The sequence below is a fragment of the Clostridium sp. D5 genome, from assembly GCF_000190355.1.
In the GTDB taxonomy this organism is placed as follows: Bacteria; Bacillota; Clostridia; order Lachnospirales; family Lachnospiraceae; genus Faecalicatena; species Faecalicatena fissicatena_A.
The window spans coordinates 276,781-294,967 of sequence record NZ_GL870813.1 but is presented as its reverse complement, the minus strand read 5'-3'; the positions used below and the strand labels follow the sequence as shown (position 1 = coordinate 294,967).

The 18,187-nt window shown below is 46.1% G+C and carries 12 protein-coding genes; all 12 read right to left on the bottom strand.

Features of this window, described 5'->3' with window-relative positions; translation table 11 throughout:
* Positions 1-2: 2 nt before the first annotated feature.
* Entirely contained in the window at positions 3-1,523 is a 1,521-nt protein-coding gene (gene xylB, locus HMPREF0240_RS13125) for a xylulokinase (protein WP_035313381.1), read from the bottom strand.
* A gap of 136 nt (positions 1,524-1,659) precedes the next feature.
* Entirely contained in the window at positions 1,660-2,721 is a 1,062-nt protein-coding gene (locus HMPREF0240_RS13120) for a LacI family DNA-binding transcriptional regulator (protein ID WP_347462601.1), read from the bottom strand.
* Positions 2,722-2,740: 19 nt separating this feature from the next.
* Positions 2,741-3,592, bottom strand: coding sequence for a class II fructose-bisphosphate aldolase (locus tag HMPREF0240_RS13115; protein WP_035313379.1), 852 nt, complete (start codon positions 3,590-3,592; stop codon positions 2,741-2,743).
* Between the two features lie 262 nt (positions 3,593-3,854).
* A complete protein-coding gene (locus HMPREF0240_RS13110; RefSeq protein ID WP_148486340.1) occupies positions 3,855-5,582 on the bottom strand; it encodes a hypothetical protein in 1,728 nt (575 codons plus the stop codon).
* Between the two features lie 58 nt (positions 5,583-5,640).
* Positions 5,641-6,909, bottom strand: coding sequence for a hypothetical protein (locus HMPREF0240_RS13105; protein ID WP_009003898.1), 1,269 nt, complete (start codon positions 6,907-6,909; stop codon positions 5,641-5,643).
* 58 nt (positions 6,910-6,967) lie between these two features.
* Positions 6,968-10,393, bottom strand: coding sequence for a glycoside hydrolase family 3 C-terminal domain-containing protein (locus HMPREF0240_RS13100; RefSeq protein ID WP_009003897.1), 3,426 nt, complete (start codon positions 10,391-10,393; stop codon positions 6,968-6,970).
* Positions 10,394-10,880: 487 nt separating this feature from the next.
* Complete coding sequence (locus tag HMPREF0240_RS13095; RefSeq protein WP_009003895.1) at positions 10,881-13,304, bottom strand: glycoside hydrolase family 3 C-terminal domain-containing protein; 2,424 nt, start codon at positions 13,302-13,304, stop codon at positions 10,881-10,883.
* On the bottom strand, positions 13,301-13,906 hold the full coding sequence (locus tag HMPREF0240_RS13090) for a hypothetical protein (protein WP_009003894.1): 606 nt from the start codon (positions 13,904-13,906) through the stop codon (positions 13,301-13,303). Before HMPREF0240_RS13090 ends, HMPREF0240_RS13095 begins: the two co-directional genes overlap by 4 nt.
* 247 nt (positions 13,907-14,153) lie before the next feature.
* Positions 14,154-15,458, bottom strand: a complete 1,305-nt coding sequence (locus HMPREF0240_RS13085; RefSeq protein ID WP_157134247.1) for an ATP-binding protein — start codon at positions 15,456-15,458, stop codon at positions 14,154-14,156.
* Complete coding sequence (locus tag HMPREF0240_RS13080) at positions 15,451-16,164, bottom strand: LytTR family DNA-binding domain-containing protein (RefSeq protein WP_035313471.1); 714 nt, start codon at positions 16,162-16,164, stop codon at positions 15,451-15,453. The genes HMPREF0240_RS13085 and HMPREF0240_RS13080 overlap by 8 nt, the downstream gene beginning before the upstream one ends.
* A gap of 372 nt (positions 16,165-16,536) precedes the next feature.
* Positions 16,537-16,851 carry an L-rhamnose mutarotase gene (gene rhaM, locus HMPREF0240_RS13075; protein WP_009003891.1) on the bottom strand — a complete coding sequence of 105 codons (315 nt, stop codon included), beginning with the start codon at positions 16,849-16,851 and terminating at the stop codon, positions 16,537-16,539.
* 232 nt (positions 16,852-17,083) lie between these two features.
* Entirely contained in the window at positions 17,084-18,169 is a 1,086-nt protein-coding gene (locus HMPREF0240_RS13070; protein WP_009003890.1) for a rhamnose ABC transporter substrate-binding protein, read from the bottom strand.
* Positions 18,170-18,187 lie beyond the last annotated feature (18 nt).

Sequence of the window (18,187 nt, the reverse complement as noted above, 5' to 3'; positions counted from 1 at the left end):
TTTTACCTGCCTCCTGTTTTCTTCATTGTTTCTTTTAAATTATGATATAGTTCCAGATAGATCTGATAATTCTTTTCGTATACTTCTGCATTGTCCGGATTCGGTTCGTGGATCCGCTGGTTCTCCACCGTCAGAGCAACCGCCTCCTCAAAACTTTCATACATGCCAACGCCCACACCTGCCAGCATCACGGCGCCGAGTGTTGTCGCCGTATCCGAGGAAGGCACGATAATGGGTTTACCTGTAATATCAGACTTGATCTGTGTCCAGAGCAGTGAATTGGCCGAACCGCCCATCGCTCGAAGTACGCTGACTTTTGCTCCTGCTTCCTCCGCTACATCAAGGTTATGCTTCAGAGCGTATGCCACCCCCTCCATGGCAGACCTGATAAAGTGTGCCTTTGTCTTGCTGAAGTCCAGCCCGTAAAAAACCCCCTTTGCATCCGGATCCCAGATCGGGGAACGCTCACCCGACATGTACGGCAGAAATACCGTCCCGTCGCTTCCCGGGCGAACCTTCTCCGCCATCTCGTTGAATAGTGTAAGGGAGCTTTTCCCCTGTCTTTTTCCTTCTGCCCTCTCGTAGTCCCCAAACTGCTGTTCCAGCCATCTCATAACACCCCCGCCGCCAGTGGTGCCTCCCTGGAGAAGCCATTGTCCCGGAACCACATGATATCCAAGAATCAGCCTCGGGTCTGCCTGATATGTATCCGTACAGATGCTCATACCGCCTGCCTGGCCGCCCTGTTCCTGTGTCTCTCCAGGATGGATAACACCTGCTCCCAGGGTTCCGCATGCCGCATCCAGCCCTCCGGCCACAACCGGTGTCCCTGCAGCCAGTCCGCTTTCTGCCGCTGCCTTTTCTGTGACCTGCCCTATCACCTCATGGCACGGATGGATTTCAGGCAGAAGTTCTGCAGAAATACCAAGCTTTTCACACATGTCTGTATTCCATGTTCCTGTGTGCATATCAAAGCAGTGCAGGCCATATCCCTGGGAAAGATCCTGCGTCATCTCACCTGTCAGTTTATAGGCAATATAGCTGTTGGACTGCAGAATCTTATATGTACGTGCATAGACCTCCGGCAGATTTCTCTGATACCAGATAATCTTAGCTGTTGTGTATGACGGCTGCAGCGAATTTCCGGAAAGTCCGAATATCTTGTCTGCACCGATTTTTTTATTCAATTCCTCACAGATGTCCGCGGCTCTGGTGTCCATCCAGATCGGTGTATTGGTCAGTACATTTCCAGCCCGGTCCACAGCGATTGCCGACCAGCTCTGGCCGTCAATCCCCACACCGGCAATCTGTTCCGGCCGGATACTGCCTTTGGATAACACTTCCTTCACTGCCAGGCACACGGCCGCCCACCACTCTTCCGGATTCTGTTCTGCCCAGCCCGGATGAGGGTAATACACCTGATAATCACCGTTTGCAGCAGCGGTCACCTGTCCTTTTCGGTTAAACACGGCAATCTTACAGGCGCTGGTGCCTATATCAATTCCCAATAAATATTGTTCCATTTCTACCTCCCATACCAGTGCTACTCTTCACAGGCAAGCCGGTAAACCGCAACTTACCATTCGCTTTATCTAAAAGCGTGAATGAAATACCGCTCTTTATTTCGTAACGTTTCGGTTCTTATGTAAAGAAACTCTGTCACACGACAGATTTTCCTTCTACAAAACTCGTCTTTAACTTCACAGTCTCTTTTTCTTCCTCCGCCCCGGCCTTTTCCAGCCTTCTCAGCATCAGCTCAGTCACGCGGCCTGCAATCTCCTCTGTCGGCTGGGTCACAATACTCAGCTTTGGAATACTCGCCTTGGCAAACTCCACGTTGTCAAAACCGATAAAAGAGAGCTGCCCCGGTATCTCGATTCCCAGTTCGTTGACCTCTATAATCGCCCCCATGGTCATTTCATAGTTGGATACGAATACAGCGGACATATCCGGATTTCTCCTGACCAGTTCCTTCATGGCCGCCGCACCGCCCTCAATCGTATAGTCCCCCCGGACTACCAGGTTCTCATCCAGAGGAATCCCGGCATTCTCCATGGCTTTGCAGTAGCCATGGTACCTCTCTTCTGCTGTGTAGATCTCTTCCGGACCGGCTATCATGCCGACCTCCCTGTGCCCTGCCCCGAGCAGCCGCTCTACCGCATCCCTGGCAGCGCCTTCATTGTCCACCAGTACGCAGTCACATTCTATGCCCTTAATCTTTCGGTCAATCAGTACAACAGGTTTCCCCGCCCGGATAAACTTGTTCAGGTATTTCCCCTGTTTTCCGGAGGGCATAATGATCAGGCCGTCCACGCGCCTGTGAAACAGAAACTCCACTGCCTCCTCCTCGCGTCTCTCGTCCGTACGGCAGTCGCAGATCAGGGTTGCATATCCATGGCTTCTGAGCTGATCTTCTACCTCCGTTATAATCTCGGCACAGAAAATATTGTTCAACTCCGGGATAATAATCCCGATCATCTTCGTCTTATTTGTCTTCAGGCCTCTTGCCACTTCGTTGACCTCAAAATGAAGCTCTTCTATTGCTTCCTCTATCTTAATCCGGTTCTGTTCTCTTACATTCCCGCCATTTAAATAAGAAGAAATGGTTGCAAGGCCAAGTCCGGTTTTCTTTGCAATATCCTTGATCGTAGCTGCCATGGTCATCCCCGCCTTATCCGTCCCGATGCTGTACACAAAGGGAACTATTTTGTAACCATTCATGGTTCTGAACTGTTACACACTATCTTACTTTATGATCACATCCGCATACTTTCATGCGTTCCATTACCAGATTCTTCACTGCCTCCATACCTACAGTGCCAAGCTTCTTCGGATCAAATGTATCCGGCTTCTCTGCCAGAAGTTTTTTGCCTGCATCCGTATAAGCAACCCGCAGCTCTGTGGCAAAATTCACTTTGCACATACCGCGCTCCACGCATTCCCTGACATCCTCATCGCTGAGCCCGGATGCCCCGTGAAGAACAAGAGGAACCGAAACAACTTTTTTAATCTCGGAGACTCTTTCCTTATCCAGTACCGGTGTGCCTGCATAGAATCCGTGGGCCGTTCCAATTGCAATTGCAAGGGAAGAAACACCGGTCCTCTCTGCAAATTCTTTTGCTTCTGCAGGGTCTGTATTTGTATCCGCCTCTGCCTCCAGGTCATCTTCTTTGCCGCCGACTTTTCCAAGCTCCGCTTCCACCGGAATGCCACATGCTTTCGCTACATCTACAACTTTTTTGCTGACAGTAATATTGTCCTCAAAATTCTCGTGTGAACCATCGATCATGACAGAAGTATATCCTGCCTTGATTGCCTGAACCGCCAGTTCAAAACTGCTGCCGTGATCCAGGTGAAGGCATACGGGAACCGTGGCCTTTTTTGCCTCTGCTGCGACAATCCCAAAATAGGTATCCAGGGAACCGTACTTCACTGTGGATGGCGTTGTCTGCAGCATAACCGGTGCACACAGCTCCTCTGCAGCGGCAATAACTGCCTTCACCATCTCCATATTCTCCACATTAAAAGCACCTACGGCATAACCGCCCTTCTGAGCGTCCAGTAACATTTGTTCTGATGTAACTAATGGCATATGTATTATCCTCCTTTGGATGAAACCGAAACGTTTCGGCATTCTTTATGTCTTTATAATAAATCCGTTTCATATGAATGTCAATACCCAGTTTCTAAATCTTCGAAATTTAATAAAATAAATAAAATGTTGTTCTGTTTTTAATATGAATCCCAATTAAAATAAGTGTACCTGGATTATAGATAAAAAACAGGCAGCTCCGATTATGCTGCCTGTACTTTGTATCTATATCCACTTTTATCAGTCATTATATTTCTGGCAGCTACAGCAGAATCAGCATGATAATCAGCAGCGCCAGGAGCACAATCATTGGTATATTAAGGGATGACCGCTTATTGGATGGGATCACCAGCTCTGTCAAAAGACAGGGAACCATACCGCAGGCAACTCCAATTGCAATATTGGTTGTCAGCAGCGCCGCACCGGCTGTTACAACTGCCGGCAGCCATTCGCCCGCCTTTTTCCAGTTTATTTCTTTCAGGGTAGAAAGCATAAACAGGCCAGTACACAATAATACGGCATCTGCTACGGCAAAGCCTGCGCCCTGTACCAGATAAATAAAGCCGCCGTTTCCATATGCAAAATAATTCCATTCATTCATACTTGACACCGGATACGTTGTTGTTGCAAATAGTGCCGGGAATACTAAAATAAATAAGGAAATTAAAAATCCAATGCTGGCTACAATCGATGTAATTCCCGATTTCCCATTGTCATCCGCGGCTGCAACCGATGTTTTACTTATGGTTATACCGCCTGCTCCCAGAAAGGAACCGATCAGATTTGTACCTGCATTGCACAGTAACGCTTTCCGAATTCCATCCTGGCTGTCGAACTCTACTTTTCCTTCTTCTGATGCATCACAGTTCAGCCGCTTTTTCATTGCCAGCAGCGTTCCCTCTGCGGCATACAGGCCAGTGAATACATAACATAACACCCCGCCGGCCAGCAGGGAAATTGTGCTGCCGGTATAAGCTGAAAAATCCGTTCCTTCGGTAAATATATTCATCACGTTGGAAAATACGTTCTGCAGGCCAGAGCTGAAATAGGTCAGATAACTGTCTGCAAAAGGTGTCGTATTACTTGCCTGTGACCCCGCAATCATCCAGACACGGCCAAAATTAATAAATGATTCTGAGTTTGACGTATCAATGCCGCTCATCATCAGGCTGGCACATACAAACAGCAGCGTTCCACCTGTCATTGACCAGAATACCGGATGTTTGCGGTGTAATGCTTTTATTGCACAGTACAAAATGACTGCTCCGGCGGCGCCAATAAGACCGCATAATGTGAGTGTACGCATATCTGAAAATCCAAATCCGTCAATCATTGTAATATATTGGCTCCTGCCAGATCCCAGGGAGACTTTTTTCGCAGATACAATACCGCTCAGCTGCAAGGCACCATAAGCTAATATCAGTCCGCCTGCTGCCGGAAGTGCTTTCCTGACAGAAGATGGCAGCGCCCCGTACAGCCAATTACGAATCTTCGGCACGCCCGCCACTATACAGTAGACCAGAGCCGCCGCAAAATTAATAAAAAGCAGGTTATTATATGTAAGCCCTGTTTCCGTACCGACAAGGCAGAGCAGTGAACTTGCCATCCCCATCGCGGAAAGCTGTGTCAGAGGCAGTTTCGTGATAAGTCCAATCAGCAGACTGCCAAGTACGGCAATCAGAATAGACCCCACATAGATCTGTACATAGACCGAAGCCGCCTGTATACTCTTCGGGTCGGCAGGAGAATTGCTTAATTCCAGCGTCCCGTTTATTGTATTGCCAACGATCTGTACATTCATAAAAATTACACAGATCGAAATAAAGAACATGGTAATTCCGGCCAGCACCTCTCCTTTTAATGTGCCTCCGCGGTCAAGGTGATGAAAATACCGGTTTAATTTTTTAGAAAGACGGGTAGGCGCGCCTTTCTCTATGATCATAACTTCGTCCTCTTCAAGGATTTCGTCCTCTGCTGCTTCTTCTTTCATGAGTCCTCCTTCATTGATTTTTCTTGTGCCGCCGGGCCCTGCCCGGCTGTCTGCAGCATTAGAATGGTCCGGGGCCTGAAGACGCTGCTCCTGTAAATTCAAACCCCATCTCATTCAGTGCCAGACCGGTACCTGATAAGTAATAAACATCACCTGCTTCCTGTCCCCAGCCGCCTGCACTCTCGCCTTTTACTACTGTTAGTGTTTTTCCGTCAAGAACAGATGCTTCTGCTTCTGTTTCTGATGCAGTAAATTTAATTTCTGTATTTTCACCATAAACCTGCTTTTCAGACAGTTCCTGTATTTTCCCGTCTGTTGTGTAAGTCCCGTTTTCACGCAGAATTGCAGTACTGTTTACTGAGGCCGCCAGCTCATAAATATTATTTCCGGCCGCATCTGTTCCCAGTGTCAGAGTAATACTGTAGTCACCGCATTCTGCAGATGATGTAAGGTCATACTCGGATGCAAAATCCACTGCACTTAATTTTGACGCCATATACGCTTCAGCGGCCGCGGACTCAATTTCATCCCCATCGCCTTCTGCAGTTACCACCACGGTATATTCGGCAGACGAATCCAACTGTGTTGTCCCTGTTACTGTTTCATTATTAAACGTAAAATTCTTGGTCGGGCCATTTACTGTATTTGTGTAAGAAAAATCATCCATTTCAATTGTCTCTATAACGGATGAACCATCCGAAATCTCAAATATCATTTTCTCAGGCAGCCCGGTTGCCGTCAGACAGCTAAGATAATAACTGTTAGGAGCTGTAATTTCCATATAGCCTTCCTCATTCACCTGTGCCGTGAATCCGGCAGGTGTTTCCAAAGTACCTCCAACAGTAAATTCGTATGTTGCGGCCTCTGGATTTTCCAGTTCGCTGTTAGATGATGCTACCGCCTGGACAATATAATGTCCCACGCCCAATGCGCCGGCTTCCATAACTGCCCCAACCTCTGTTGCCGAAGAAGAATATTCCCTGAATACAACTGTCCCGTCTACAATCCCGTCGCCGTCGCTGTCAGCCAGCCCCGTATTCGATCCTGTCTGTTCCGACCAGATATACCCCTCACTTCCATCCTCCAGCGTAGTTGAAACAGCTCCATTTATGCCTAACAGAGCTTCTCCCGTAGAGTCATTCAATATTTTACTGACTCCCACCGTATAGGTTTCAGCATTCTCAACTGTTTTAAAACTAAAACTTCCATCCTCCGTACTGAAAGTAAAATCTTCCGGAGCCGTACTTTTGCTCCCGCATCCGGATAATCCAAATACAGACATTGCCAGCATACCCACAAGAGGCACTATTACTTTTTTTCTTTTCATGCTTTCCTCCTCAAAATATCCGGTCTGCTGCAGCTTATTTTGCAGCAGACCAGGCAGATTATTTATTTACTACTTTTACCTTTACTTTCTTCTTCCTTGGCAATGCGACTGCAAATAATATAATGAGTATCACTGCCAGCAGAACCACATCGCCTATTATGATAATCAACATGGGCACCTTTGTATTTGGAACCATTGTTGTTGTGGAGTTCAGCTTATCAATATTATGAGAATACTGATACAATGCATTTCGTGCAATTCTGTGCAGCATATGCTGTACATAGTTGGTTGCCCCGGTTCCATCTTCACTAATGGAGGCATAGGCCGTATTCGCAGACAGATCACCGCTTCCAAGGATTCCTCCCACGGCTCCGATCGTCCAGAAGGAATAGTTGTTGTAAACATTATTGGTGGAACCGTCGCCATCGGTAATCAGCATACCATTCCAGCCCCATTCATCGCGTGTTATTGTGGTATATAAACCTGAATGTGACCAGGCCATTCCAATACTGTTCAAAGAGCCCATAATTCCATCTGCATTAAAGTATTTGCATGCAATCTCAAAGGGCTTTGCATAAATTTCGCGGATCGACTGTTCATCTGCCCATGTATTCACACCGCCCCGGTTCGTATCAGAATCATTCAAAACATAGTGCTTAATAAACACATGCATCCCGGTTTCCTGAAGTCCCTGTACCACATTGCCGCCGATCACTCCGGCAATAAATCCATCCTCAGAATAGTATTCAAAGTCACGTCCGCCGAAAGGTGTCCTGTGCGTGTTCATGGCCGGTGCATAGCAGTATGGTGTATTGTTCAGAAGATCCTGATGACCGTATGCCGCGCCCTGTTCCTGTGCCAGTTCCGTGTTCCAGGTAGCTGCAATGATTACCGCGCATGGCCACCATGTGCAGTCCGCATTCTGCGCATTTCCTGCTTCACCCGGTCCGTCTACTGCCAATGCGAACTCTTTTCCAACAGACTCTGCCGCATATGTGTGCCATCCGTTTTCACCCATGAGATCATCTGCTTCTTTGAAGCTTAACATATTCGTCAGTTTGTCCCAGCGTGCATCGTCAGAAGGCACACCATACATATGATCCACCTGCAGTTTTGCTGCGGTTCCCTCTGCGGCTGCCGCTTCTTCTGTATCATAGATCTTTACATAACCGTCTGAATCTTTTACCGTTTCCTCTTCATTGTCAAGCGCAACGTAGTATACGGCACTCCATTCAATTTTCACATCCCGGTCTGAATTCAGATAAGATTCATCTGACTGAAGCAGTCCATCATTTGTATACATCATATTGATGTAGGTATCATTTCCGTAACCGTAAAGAACGGATGAAGTTTCTCCGTCTCCGAAGGATATACCGTCTGCCAGAATACTGCCGTAATCATAAACCATCCCTTCCGATACCCCATCTTTATTCTCCAGACTGGTCGGATCTGTCTCAATCGCTTCCTTTACCGCGTCTGCTGCTGTACGCTGTCCTGCCACATCGCCCGTCACTACTGCTGCCGCTGTACTGCCGTCCAAGGACCATACAGAACCGTTGCCGCTGTATTTTCCGGTCAGGTCATCGGACTGGTAAGACATGATCTCTGCCATACCGGAATAAAAATCACTTCTTGAGAGGTATCCCAGGCTGTACGTACCTGATGCGCCTCCGTTGATAAGCATTGTTCCGTCACCTGCTGTAACATCGTTTAATGCATTCTCTGCTGCTACAGATTCTGTTGATGATACGTCATTCATTTCTCCCGTACGGGCGCCAGCCCCGTCTTCATTGTAAATGATTGTTTCTGCAAGCGCTGCCGACGTACTGTCATAGTCACCGCCGTAAGCTTCCTCGCCTGCCCATCCATGAGCATTCTCGGAAATATGGAATACGTATTCACCCTTTTCTAACACATAGCAGCCCTGGCCGTATTCGTCATAGCCTGCCAGATCGTCTGTAGAAAATTCAATGACTACTTCCTGTGATTCTCCCGGTTCAATCTCCTCTGTTTTTCCAAACCCGGCCAGGACAACCTGTGCCTTTTCAAGGCCAACGCCTTCAAGCCCGAGAGAGGCGTCCTGATTATACGGCGCTTCCATATAAAGCTGGACTACACTCTTCCCCGCAGCATCACCTGTATTTGTGACCTTAACAGTCATCGAGTTCTGTCCATGTTCTTCCAGAGAAATATCTGAGCTGGTAATTTCCTGGCTAAATGTCGTATATGACAGTCCATAACCAAAGGGGAACTGTACCACTTCTTCATAACCCGCATATGTTGCCTGCGGCCCTGCCGCTCTTTGCTCTTCATAAGATCCGTTGACCGAAGCATCCGAGTAGTCTTTGCCTTCTGAAAGATTCCCCTTAAACTTCGTTTTCATAAAGTTCTCACTGTCAAAATAACCTTCTGCATCGGCAGTCTCGTAATATCGGTATCCGGTATAGATCCCTTCGTTGTACTGATAATACTTATTTTTGCTGGCCATCTCAATATTTGAGTAGGTCTGGTCATTTGCAGAATAGTAGGTCGGATTTGTACTCATATCATAGGTCCATGTATCTACAATATGTCCGGATGGATTCGCATCTCCGCTGAGGATGTTAGCCACACCATAAAGTCCTGCTTCTCCCGGATGTCCAATCCACAGAACGGCCTTCACATTGTATGCCGGATTTTCCGTAAATCCGCATTCAATCGGCACTGCTGAATTGACGAGCACAACCGTAGATTCAAAATGTTCATTACAGTATTCCAGCAGTGCTCTTTCATTGTCATCCAGTTCCAGATAGGTACGTCCCGTAGTCGTGTCTTCGTTGCCGTCGTAATCAAGGGAAGGGGACGCCCCTTCTGCTCCTGAACGGCTGAAAGTCACAATTGCAACGTCATCATAATCCCCAATCAGGTCATCTGTTACAAACTCCTCATATGTATCAATTGTAAATTCATGGATTTCCTGATAAGAAGTCCATTCAAATTCTGCCGCCGGGTCCCCCTTTGCTATATAATCCGCGTTGACCGTCCCGTTGTGCGTATCGCTCCCATTGCCCAGGGCATTATCGAGCCACGTCCATGCCTCTGTATTATATGAAATCCCGGCATTCTCAAAAGCTTTATCCATCATGGCTGTATTGGAGTCATCCCTGCCCCCGGCAGATCCTGTACCGCCCTGTACATAATTATGAGAGCCGGCTCCAAGTATTGTCACCTTGGTATCTTCACTCAAAGGAAGGGTGCTCTCTTCGTTATAAAGTAATGTTGCCCCTTCCTCTTCCAGCCTTGTGTTAACGTCCGTGCCCTCTGACAGCGTAGATGCACGGTCTACATTTTTTACTGTTGTTTTTCCGTTTGCTGCTGCAATTGAATCAAAATTAACTGCCATAATCCCGTTAAATGCAACGGCGGCGGCGCAAAGTACAGCAACTGCACTAAAGCCTGCTTTATTTTTCTTCTTCAGCACCAGCTTTGGTTTTTTTTCTTCCATCGTTTTCCCTCCTGGTTTTTTGTTTACTTTCTTACCCTGACTTTTCTGCTGCCCCTCCTCTCCCTGTAGACTATCCTTGAGTCATATGTTTCCTATGATCTCTTGTGTCCCCGCTGCAGCCTGTGCATTAAGAACAATCATTAATATATCATCAGGGGACTTTTTGTTTGTTTTTCTGTCATGATTGGTCGAAATAGTGTCATCATCCGTAAGATTGCACGCCGATGACAACATTTCTTTTTATCTTCGCCCGGTTTCTGTACATGTTTTACAGCTGCAGGCAATATTCTGTATGCCTTGTATTTTGCTCTAGAGCGTGTTTGAAAATTGCTTGTTGTAAGATGTTGTCCCAGTTTGCGGGGTATTTACTGCCAAATTCAGGAGGCGTAGTGGGCTACGTTGACTGGATTTGGCAGTAAATAGACCGTGAAGTGGGGCGGCATATTGCAGCAATGAATTTTCAAACACGCTCTAAAGCAGCTCTCTTTTAATTGTTCTTTAATTTCTTTTCATATTGTCTGTTTAATTTTCTGTTTCTAAAAAAACCTCCGATGACTTTTCTCATTCCCCTGAGGAAATGGCCGTTAACTACAATTAATACCCCCTCAGCCATCTCCATACTAACCATGCCGCCGGTCATTTTAGCGATGGCCCTGAAAGGTATATTGTATTGGAACAGCAGATTTAAATCCGGTTTTCCTTCTGCTTCGTTTTTTATCTTTTTATTTGTCAGAATCTTATAAACCAGCCGTGCAATCTTGCTTTTTGCATAATACATCTGACACACGGCGTCATTCATGCCCAGATTTCCCTTCCACTTTCCAGACGGTATGGGATGCCCCAGTAATTCTTCAAATTCTTCGTCTGATACCTGCTGGATAATCCCGGTATAATAATAGGGGAGCCTTGCCGGGTTGTAGGGATACTCCGTGGTTGTCCCCTTTCTTTCGACTTCGCCCTCTAATCTGATATCGGCCGCGCTTGCCCCCACCATGATGTGATAAATTCCCTTCTCTTCCTCCCATCGGTTTGTTTTTACATTCCAGTACCGGAAGGTCTTATCATCGAAAGGAATGTGAACCTCCCGGCTCTCTCCCGACTTTAGAAATATCTTCGCAAACCCCTTCAATTCCTTCGCCGGGCGGAACACAACAGCATTGGGCAGGCCCACATACATCTGTACCACTTCGGCTCCGTCTCTTCCTCCGGTATTTGTAATTCTTACTTTGATCCCCTGTTTTTCTATCGTTATGTCTGAATATGTAAACTCTGTATAGGACAGTCCATAACCAAATGGATACTGTACCTTAATCCTGCAGGTATCATAGTAGCGGTATCCTATATAAATGCTTTCCCGATACTCTGAATTTCTCTCTATTGACGGAAAATATTTATATGCCGGCGTATCCTCATACCGGACCGGGCAGCTTTCTGCCAGCCGGCCCGACGGGTTTACTGTTCCCGTCAAAATATCCAGCAGGGCGCTTGCGCCTGCCTGCCCGGAAAGATAGCCATGTAAAATTGCCTTGCAGCATGTATGCCATGGCATTTCCACCGCTGCCCCGCCACTTAATATTCCGATGATGTTTTCGTTTACCTGCACAATGGACTGCAGAATTTTAATCTGGTTCTGGGGGATTCTCATATGGCTCCGGTCCATGCCTTCCACTTCGCTGATTTCATCCAGCCCAAAACAATACAGCACTATATCTGCTTTCTTTGCAATGTCCAGCGCCTCCTTTTCCAGCTCCTTATCGTCTCCCCCAGTGCGCTTATATCCTTTGGCGATTCCGGCTGTCTGAACATCATAATTGCTGATACACTTCTCCATTGTCTCGAGGAACGTTGGCTTTACCATTGAGGAACCAGCTCCCTGATATCTTGGATTTACGGCAAAATCTCCGATTAATGCCACTTTCATTCCAGGCGGAATCGGCAGGATATTGTCCTTGTTTTTCAAAAGTACCGTACTTTTCTGTGCCGCTTCTCTTGCCAGATTGTGATGTGCCAATTGACTGAAACTGGATTTTTTCGCTTTCCTGTTTTTGCTCAATGTTAAAACCGCATGGAGCAGATCGTCCACACAGATATCCAATTCTTCCATGGTAAGACTGCCGTTCCCAAGGGCCGACAATATTTGTCTGGCAGAATCTAATCCCGGTGCCGGCATCTCAAGATCAGAGCGTGCCTTTATCCCTTCGATATGGTCATTAGAGCCGCCCCAGTCCGTAATCACAATCCCATCGAACCCCCATTCTTTTCTCAGTATATCCTGCAGTAAATGCCGGTTTTCATTGGCATAGGTACCGTTTACCTGATTGTAACTGGTCATGATGGCCTTTGCTTTTCCCTCTTTTACCGCTATCTCAAATCCCGTTAAGTAAATCTCCCTGAGCGTCCGCTCATCCAGAACCGCATTCATCGCCATGCGCCGAAGTTCCTGGCTGTTTACAGCAAAGTGCTTGGGGCAGGCATAAACGCCCTGACTCTGTATCCCCTTCACATAGGAGGCCGCCATTTTCCCGGCCAGATATGGATCCTCTGAAAAATACTCAAAGTTTCTTCCGCACAGAGGGCTTCTCTTGATATTCAGCCCTGGCCCTAAAAGCACATTTACCCCCTGCACAGCGGCCTCTTCTCCGAGTGCTTCCCCGATTGCCTTCCCCAGCTGTTCATCCCAGCTGTTAGCGACAGACGCTGCCGTCGGAAAACAGGTGGCCGGAAGCGATTCGTTCAATCCCAAATGGTCGCCCGTTCCGGCCTGCCTCCGAATCCCATGGGGGCCATCGGAACAAACGATGGAGGGGATCTCTAAACGCGGAATATCTCTTGTATCCCATTCCCCTTTTCCACTTAAAAAAGCGGCTTTCTCTTCAAGTGTCATTCTATTTACTAAATCAGCATGTCTCATTTCTTAGCCTCTCCTTCCGGGAATATAATCTTGAATACAAAAAAGAAAATAATCATCGAAACCCCGCCTGTAATAAACGTAACCAGTAAATTATAGACAGCCGGCGCCACATATACAGATGCGACCGGCATCCACAGATTATTGACGCCATTACAAATCAGTGAAATCACCACCCATGCAATAAAATACCACATGGCCTGATACCATGGATTTCCATGGCTTTTGAAGGTAATGTTTCTCTGCAGCGGAAAATTGATACACTGGGCAAGAAAGGATCCTGCTTCATAGCTGATAAAATAACCCAGACCGCCTCCAATCACCACAGCTCCCGCTGAATCATAAAGCACGTTATACCCCAGCAGACTCCATGTGAAATCTACGCCTAAAATATGCAGATCCGTCTGAGGCCACATAAATTCGGTTCCTGCCAGCCCGATCCCCAATAAGCCGGGCATAAAAGTAAATACAAGATACTGAAAAACCGTTACCATCATACTGAATACAAAGAAATAGAAGAGCTGATATGCCCATTTCGATAGTTTAGGATGTTTTTCTTCGAATCCATGCCATTTTTCCAGCCACCAATCATAAATTTGTTTCATTTTGTTTCTCCTCCTGCGCTTTCCATGAAATTTTCTTTTCACATTATTGTAAAGATTACCATACAGGTGATATTTTTTTTAATTGTGTCATAATCCGTCACCAGTCTGGCATAATTGGTTGGATTGTAACGACAAAAAACTGGAAGTAATCGGATTGCACATATCGTGTAATCCGATTACTTCCAGTTTTTAATTTTTTCTATGACCGGCTCATATATTTTTAATACTTATCTATGGATCGGGTTTTCTATGGAATCGGAAGAAGAATCTGGAGGACGAAGTAGCCGTCCGCCGCCTGGCAGACCACCCCGCCGCCATATTTTTCCGCGGTGTAGCGGATACTTTTCAGACCAAAGCCATGGTAGCCTCTGTCTTCCTTTCCGCTAACGGGAAACCCGTTTTTGAAAACAGGCTTTTCTTCGCAGTAATTTCTTACTCGAATCATCACTAACTTTTTTTCCTGGAACACAGCGACCTGAACCACCCTCTTTTCCACATCTATCTGATGCATTACGCTTTCTATCGCATTGTCCAGTGCATTGCCAAACATGGTATATAAATCAACTTTTTCTACAAAGTCCAGCTTTTCCCCATCGGCCATACAGGTCATATTAATATGGTTTGCCTCGCAATAAAGGCTTTTTTCGGTCAGGACAGTATCCAGTACGGGGTTTCCCGTCTTGATAACGGAATCATAAATCATAACCGCCTGTTCCATTTCCATCAACTGATCATTGATCTCCCTGCCATCCCCCAGCTTTCTTAAAGCCGCCATCTGATACTTCAGATCATGGCACTTTCTATTGATAAGGTCGATGTTCTCCTGGGAAATATGAAGCTGTTCCTGCTGCCGGTACCAAAGCTGCTGAAGCATATCAAGCTCCCGTTCTGTCATCTGTGATTTTTCAATACTGTTTTGCATATATAGGAAAATCAGACATGCAATATCTACAATAACCCGGAATACAGATATTATATTAGACTGGTTTCCCGGCTCACTTCCAAGCAGCCAGAAGATGAACTGATAATTGGCAAGAATTGTATACACCACCACAACCAATATAACGACAAGTATTTTCTCACGCCCCACTCGGTAATGATTATTAAACCGCAATTTACCGGACAGCCATTTTTTAACGAAGCAATATCCACACGCGGTTATGCATAAATAAACGGCCAGAAAAATGGCGGGACTGCTGATTCTCAGCCCGCTTAAAACGGACATTACGCTCTGTACGGCCAGCTCTGTAAGCAAATAGGCCCAACCGGTACAATACACCGCCGTCTTCCCATTCATCTCCATTCCGTATACTGCATAGGTGAATGCAGTAAGAAAACATAGCGGCGCCTGCAATGCCGTAGAGGCATTTGATGCATCAACTACGAAATAATCCACGGTATTTACCGTAATAAACAAAAATAATGCCAATGCAGTGCAAAACACCCGCCTGCCTTTTGTACTCTGTTTTTCTGTCATAAATGCAACAATTAAGGTGATCTCACAAAGTGACATAAAGAACATGGGACCATCGATTAATATTGTTTTAAGCATTGGTATTACCTCCAACATAGTCTGTAAGTGCCAGCACAAAGCTTTTACTCTTCTGCCTGCTCATCGGCACCCTTTCCTCTGCGACTACCACTGTATCTTTGTCTATCGACGAAACATGAGCCAAATTAACAAGGTAGCTTACATTACAACGCCGGAAGTATGCTGCATCCAGTCTATTTTCCATGTTCTTCATGCTCTCGCGTATCCGGATATTTCCCGTTCTGGTATGTACAATCATATAATGCTGCTGACTCTCCAGATAATAAATGTCATTTACGTTTACTTTTCTCAGAATATCATCGTCCTTCAGAAGCAGGGCATCCTCAACCTTCCGAGAAATGGTCCCAATAGCTTCCTGCAGCTCCAGGGCCAGGCTGTAATAATTCACTGGTTTCAGAATATAAGAACGGGCCCGAACCTGATATCCTTTGAGGGCATACTGTGCCATATTGGTAATAAAGATAATAATCACATCCTTATCATATTCCCTGATTTTTTCCGCCGCTGATATGCCGTCCAGCTTTGGCATCTCAATATCCATCAGTATAATGTCGTAGACCGGCTGATAATCAAAAACAATCTGATTTCCATCCCGGAAAACATCTACGCTGATGCTGTCGCCCTTTTCCTTCATATACCTTACGATATAATTTTTGATTATAGTGATATAATCTTCATCATCCTCTACAACTGCTATCCTGATCATCTGCAATTCCCCCTCCCGTTGCAAATCACTGTAACAGGTCGGGCTTGCCTGACCTGTTACGCATCCAGCCCATAGAAATTCGCCTGCAGCGAAGAGCTGGATGCCTGCAGCCTCCATGTTTTCATACGGTCTGCGCAGTAAATGCGCAGACCTGTCTGAACTGTTACAAATCACTACATTCCAGCAGGCATTCCGATCTTTTTGTTCTTTCCAAAGTTTAACATAGATTTTTCCATAATTCAATAAACTGGAAATGCACGGATTCTCTAAAAAAAGGAAAACCTGCGTGGGAATTGTGACTTGTGGCCGCAATTCTCACACAGATTTTCCTCATAGATCTAATACATATATACTGTATCGTAATCTTCCTCTCTAATCCAAATGAAACACCGGAAGAAGATCGGTAGAAACAGGGCTATTATCCGGATTGGTCTCCATGATATCAGCCATGAAGTCCCACCATTTGCGGCAGATCTCTGTGTCTGCGCTCTTGTCCCATTTTTCTGCATCTTCCAGTTCTATATAGCCATACAGAATACTGGTCTCTTCATCAAGGAAGATAGAATAGTTCGAACCGCCGTATTCGTGGATCATATCCCTCATCTCCGGCCACAGTGCGTTGTGGCGCTTTTCATACTCTTTTTCCATTCCCGGGTATAATTTCATTTTAAAACTTTTTCTGATCATGCTGTCTCCTTTCATGTCTCGGCATTCTTATGTACATGCCTTTTATACTGTTTCCAGAATATCACTTACGCCGGCTTCTGTCCAGTAAGATATCCTGCCTTTATCCTGAATCTTTTATGTAATTTTGTTCTCCTGCATTTCTTATGGAAATCAGGGGATTTGCGGTAGCATAAGTAATAAAAGCGGACCGTTCCAGTCCGCTTTTATTACTTATTTATGGAGTTGTAAAATTTTAGTAAACGTCTTTCCACTCGTCGATGTTTGAAGGATCGAATTTGAATGGTGCACCAAGGATAACTTCTGTTCCTCCGTCGGATGCTTCTACTACTGTGTAGTCTCCCATATCTCCTGCTGTGAATTCGTCTCCTGCTGCTCCTGTGATTGTTCCGTCAACTAAAGCGATTGATGTGTAAGCTCCGAGGCGTCCAACGTCGATCGGATTCCACAGATACATATACGGGCAGGAATGAGCGTCATCATCACCGATGTATTCAGCCATTTCTGAAGGTAATCCAAGTCCTGTCAGTTTTACGGAAGATTTCTCGTCCTGAAGAACCTTAGCAGCTGCGTTGATACCAACTGTTGTAGGTGCGCAGATTACTTTCAGGTCAGGGTATTTGGATAACAGAGCCTGTGTCTGGTCTGTAGATTTCTGCGGTTCGTCATCGCCGTAAGCTACTTCTACAAGTTCCAGTTTGGAGTATTTGTCTTCTTTCATGATCTCTTTCATAGCATCGATCCATGCATTCTGGTTCGTTGCCTGTGATGTAGCTGAAAGAATTGCCCACTGTCCTTCTCCGCCTGTGATGTCCAGAATGGCATCCATCAGAGCCTGGCCGATCTCTGTAGTACCAGCCTGGTTTACGAATGTCTGACGGCTGTCAGCATTTGCTTTGGAGTCAAGGCAGGATACTTTGATTCCTGCGTCCATTGCTTCTTCCAGTGCAGCCTGAAGAGCATTCTCATCGTTTGCAGCGATACAGATAGAATCCACACCCTGGGAAATCAGTGACTGGATAACGGATACCTGTGCGTCGGCTGTAGCAGCCTCAGGATGCTTTACGATACACTCTCCGCCTTCTGCTTCGATTACTTCCTGGAATCCTTCTGCTTCTTTTTCATTGTAAGGATTTCCTGCTGACTTTGTTACGATTGCATAAGTCTTCTTTCCTGAATCACTGCTGTCATCTTTTGCTGTGTCTTCTGTCTTTGTGTCAGAACCGCTGCCTTTGGTGCCCTCATCTTTTGATCCGCATCCTACAGCCAGTGTTGCTGCCATTGCTACACATAACAGTACGCTTAAAACTTTTTTCTTCATGCTTTTTTCCTCCCTATG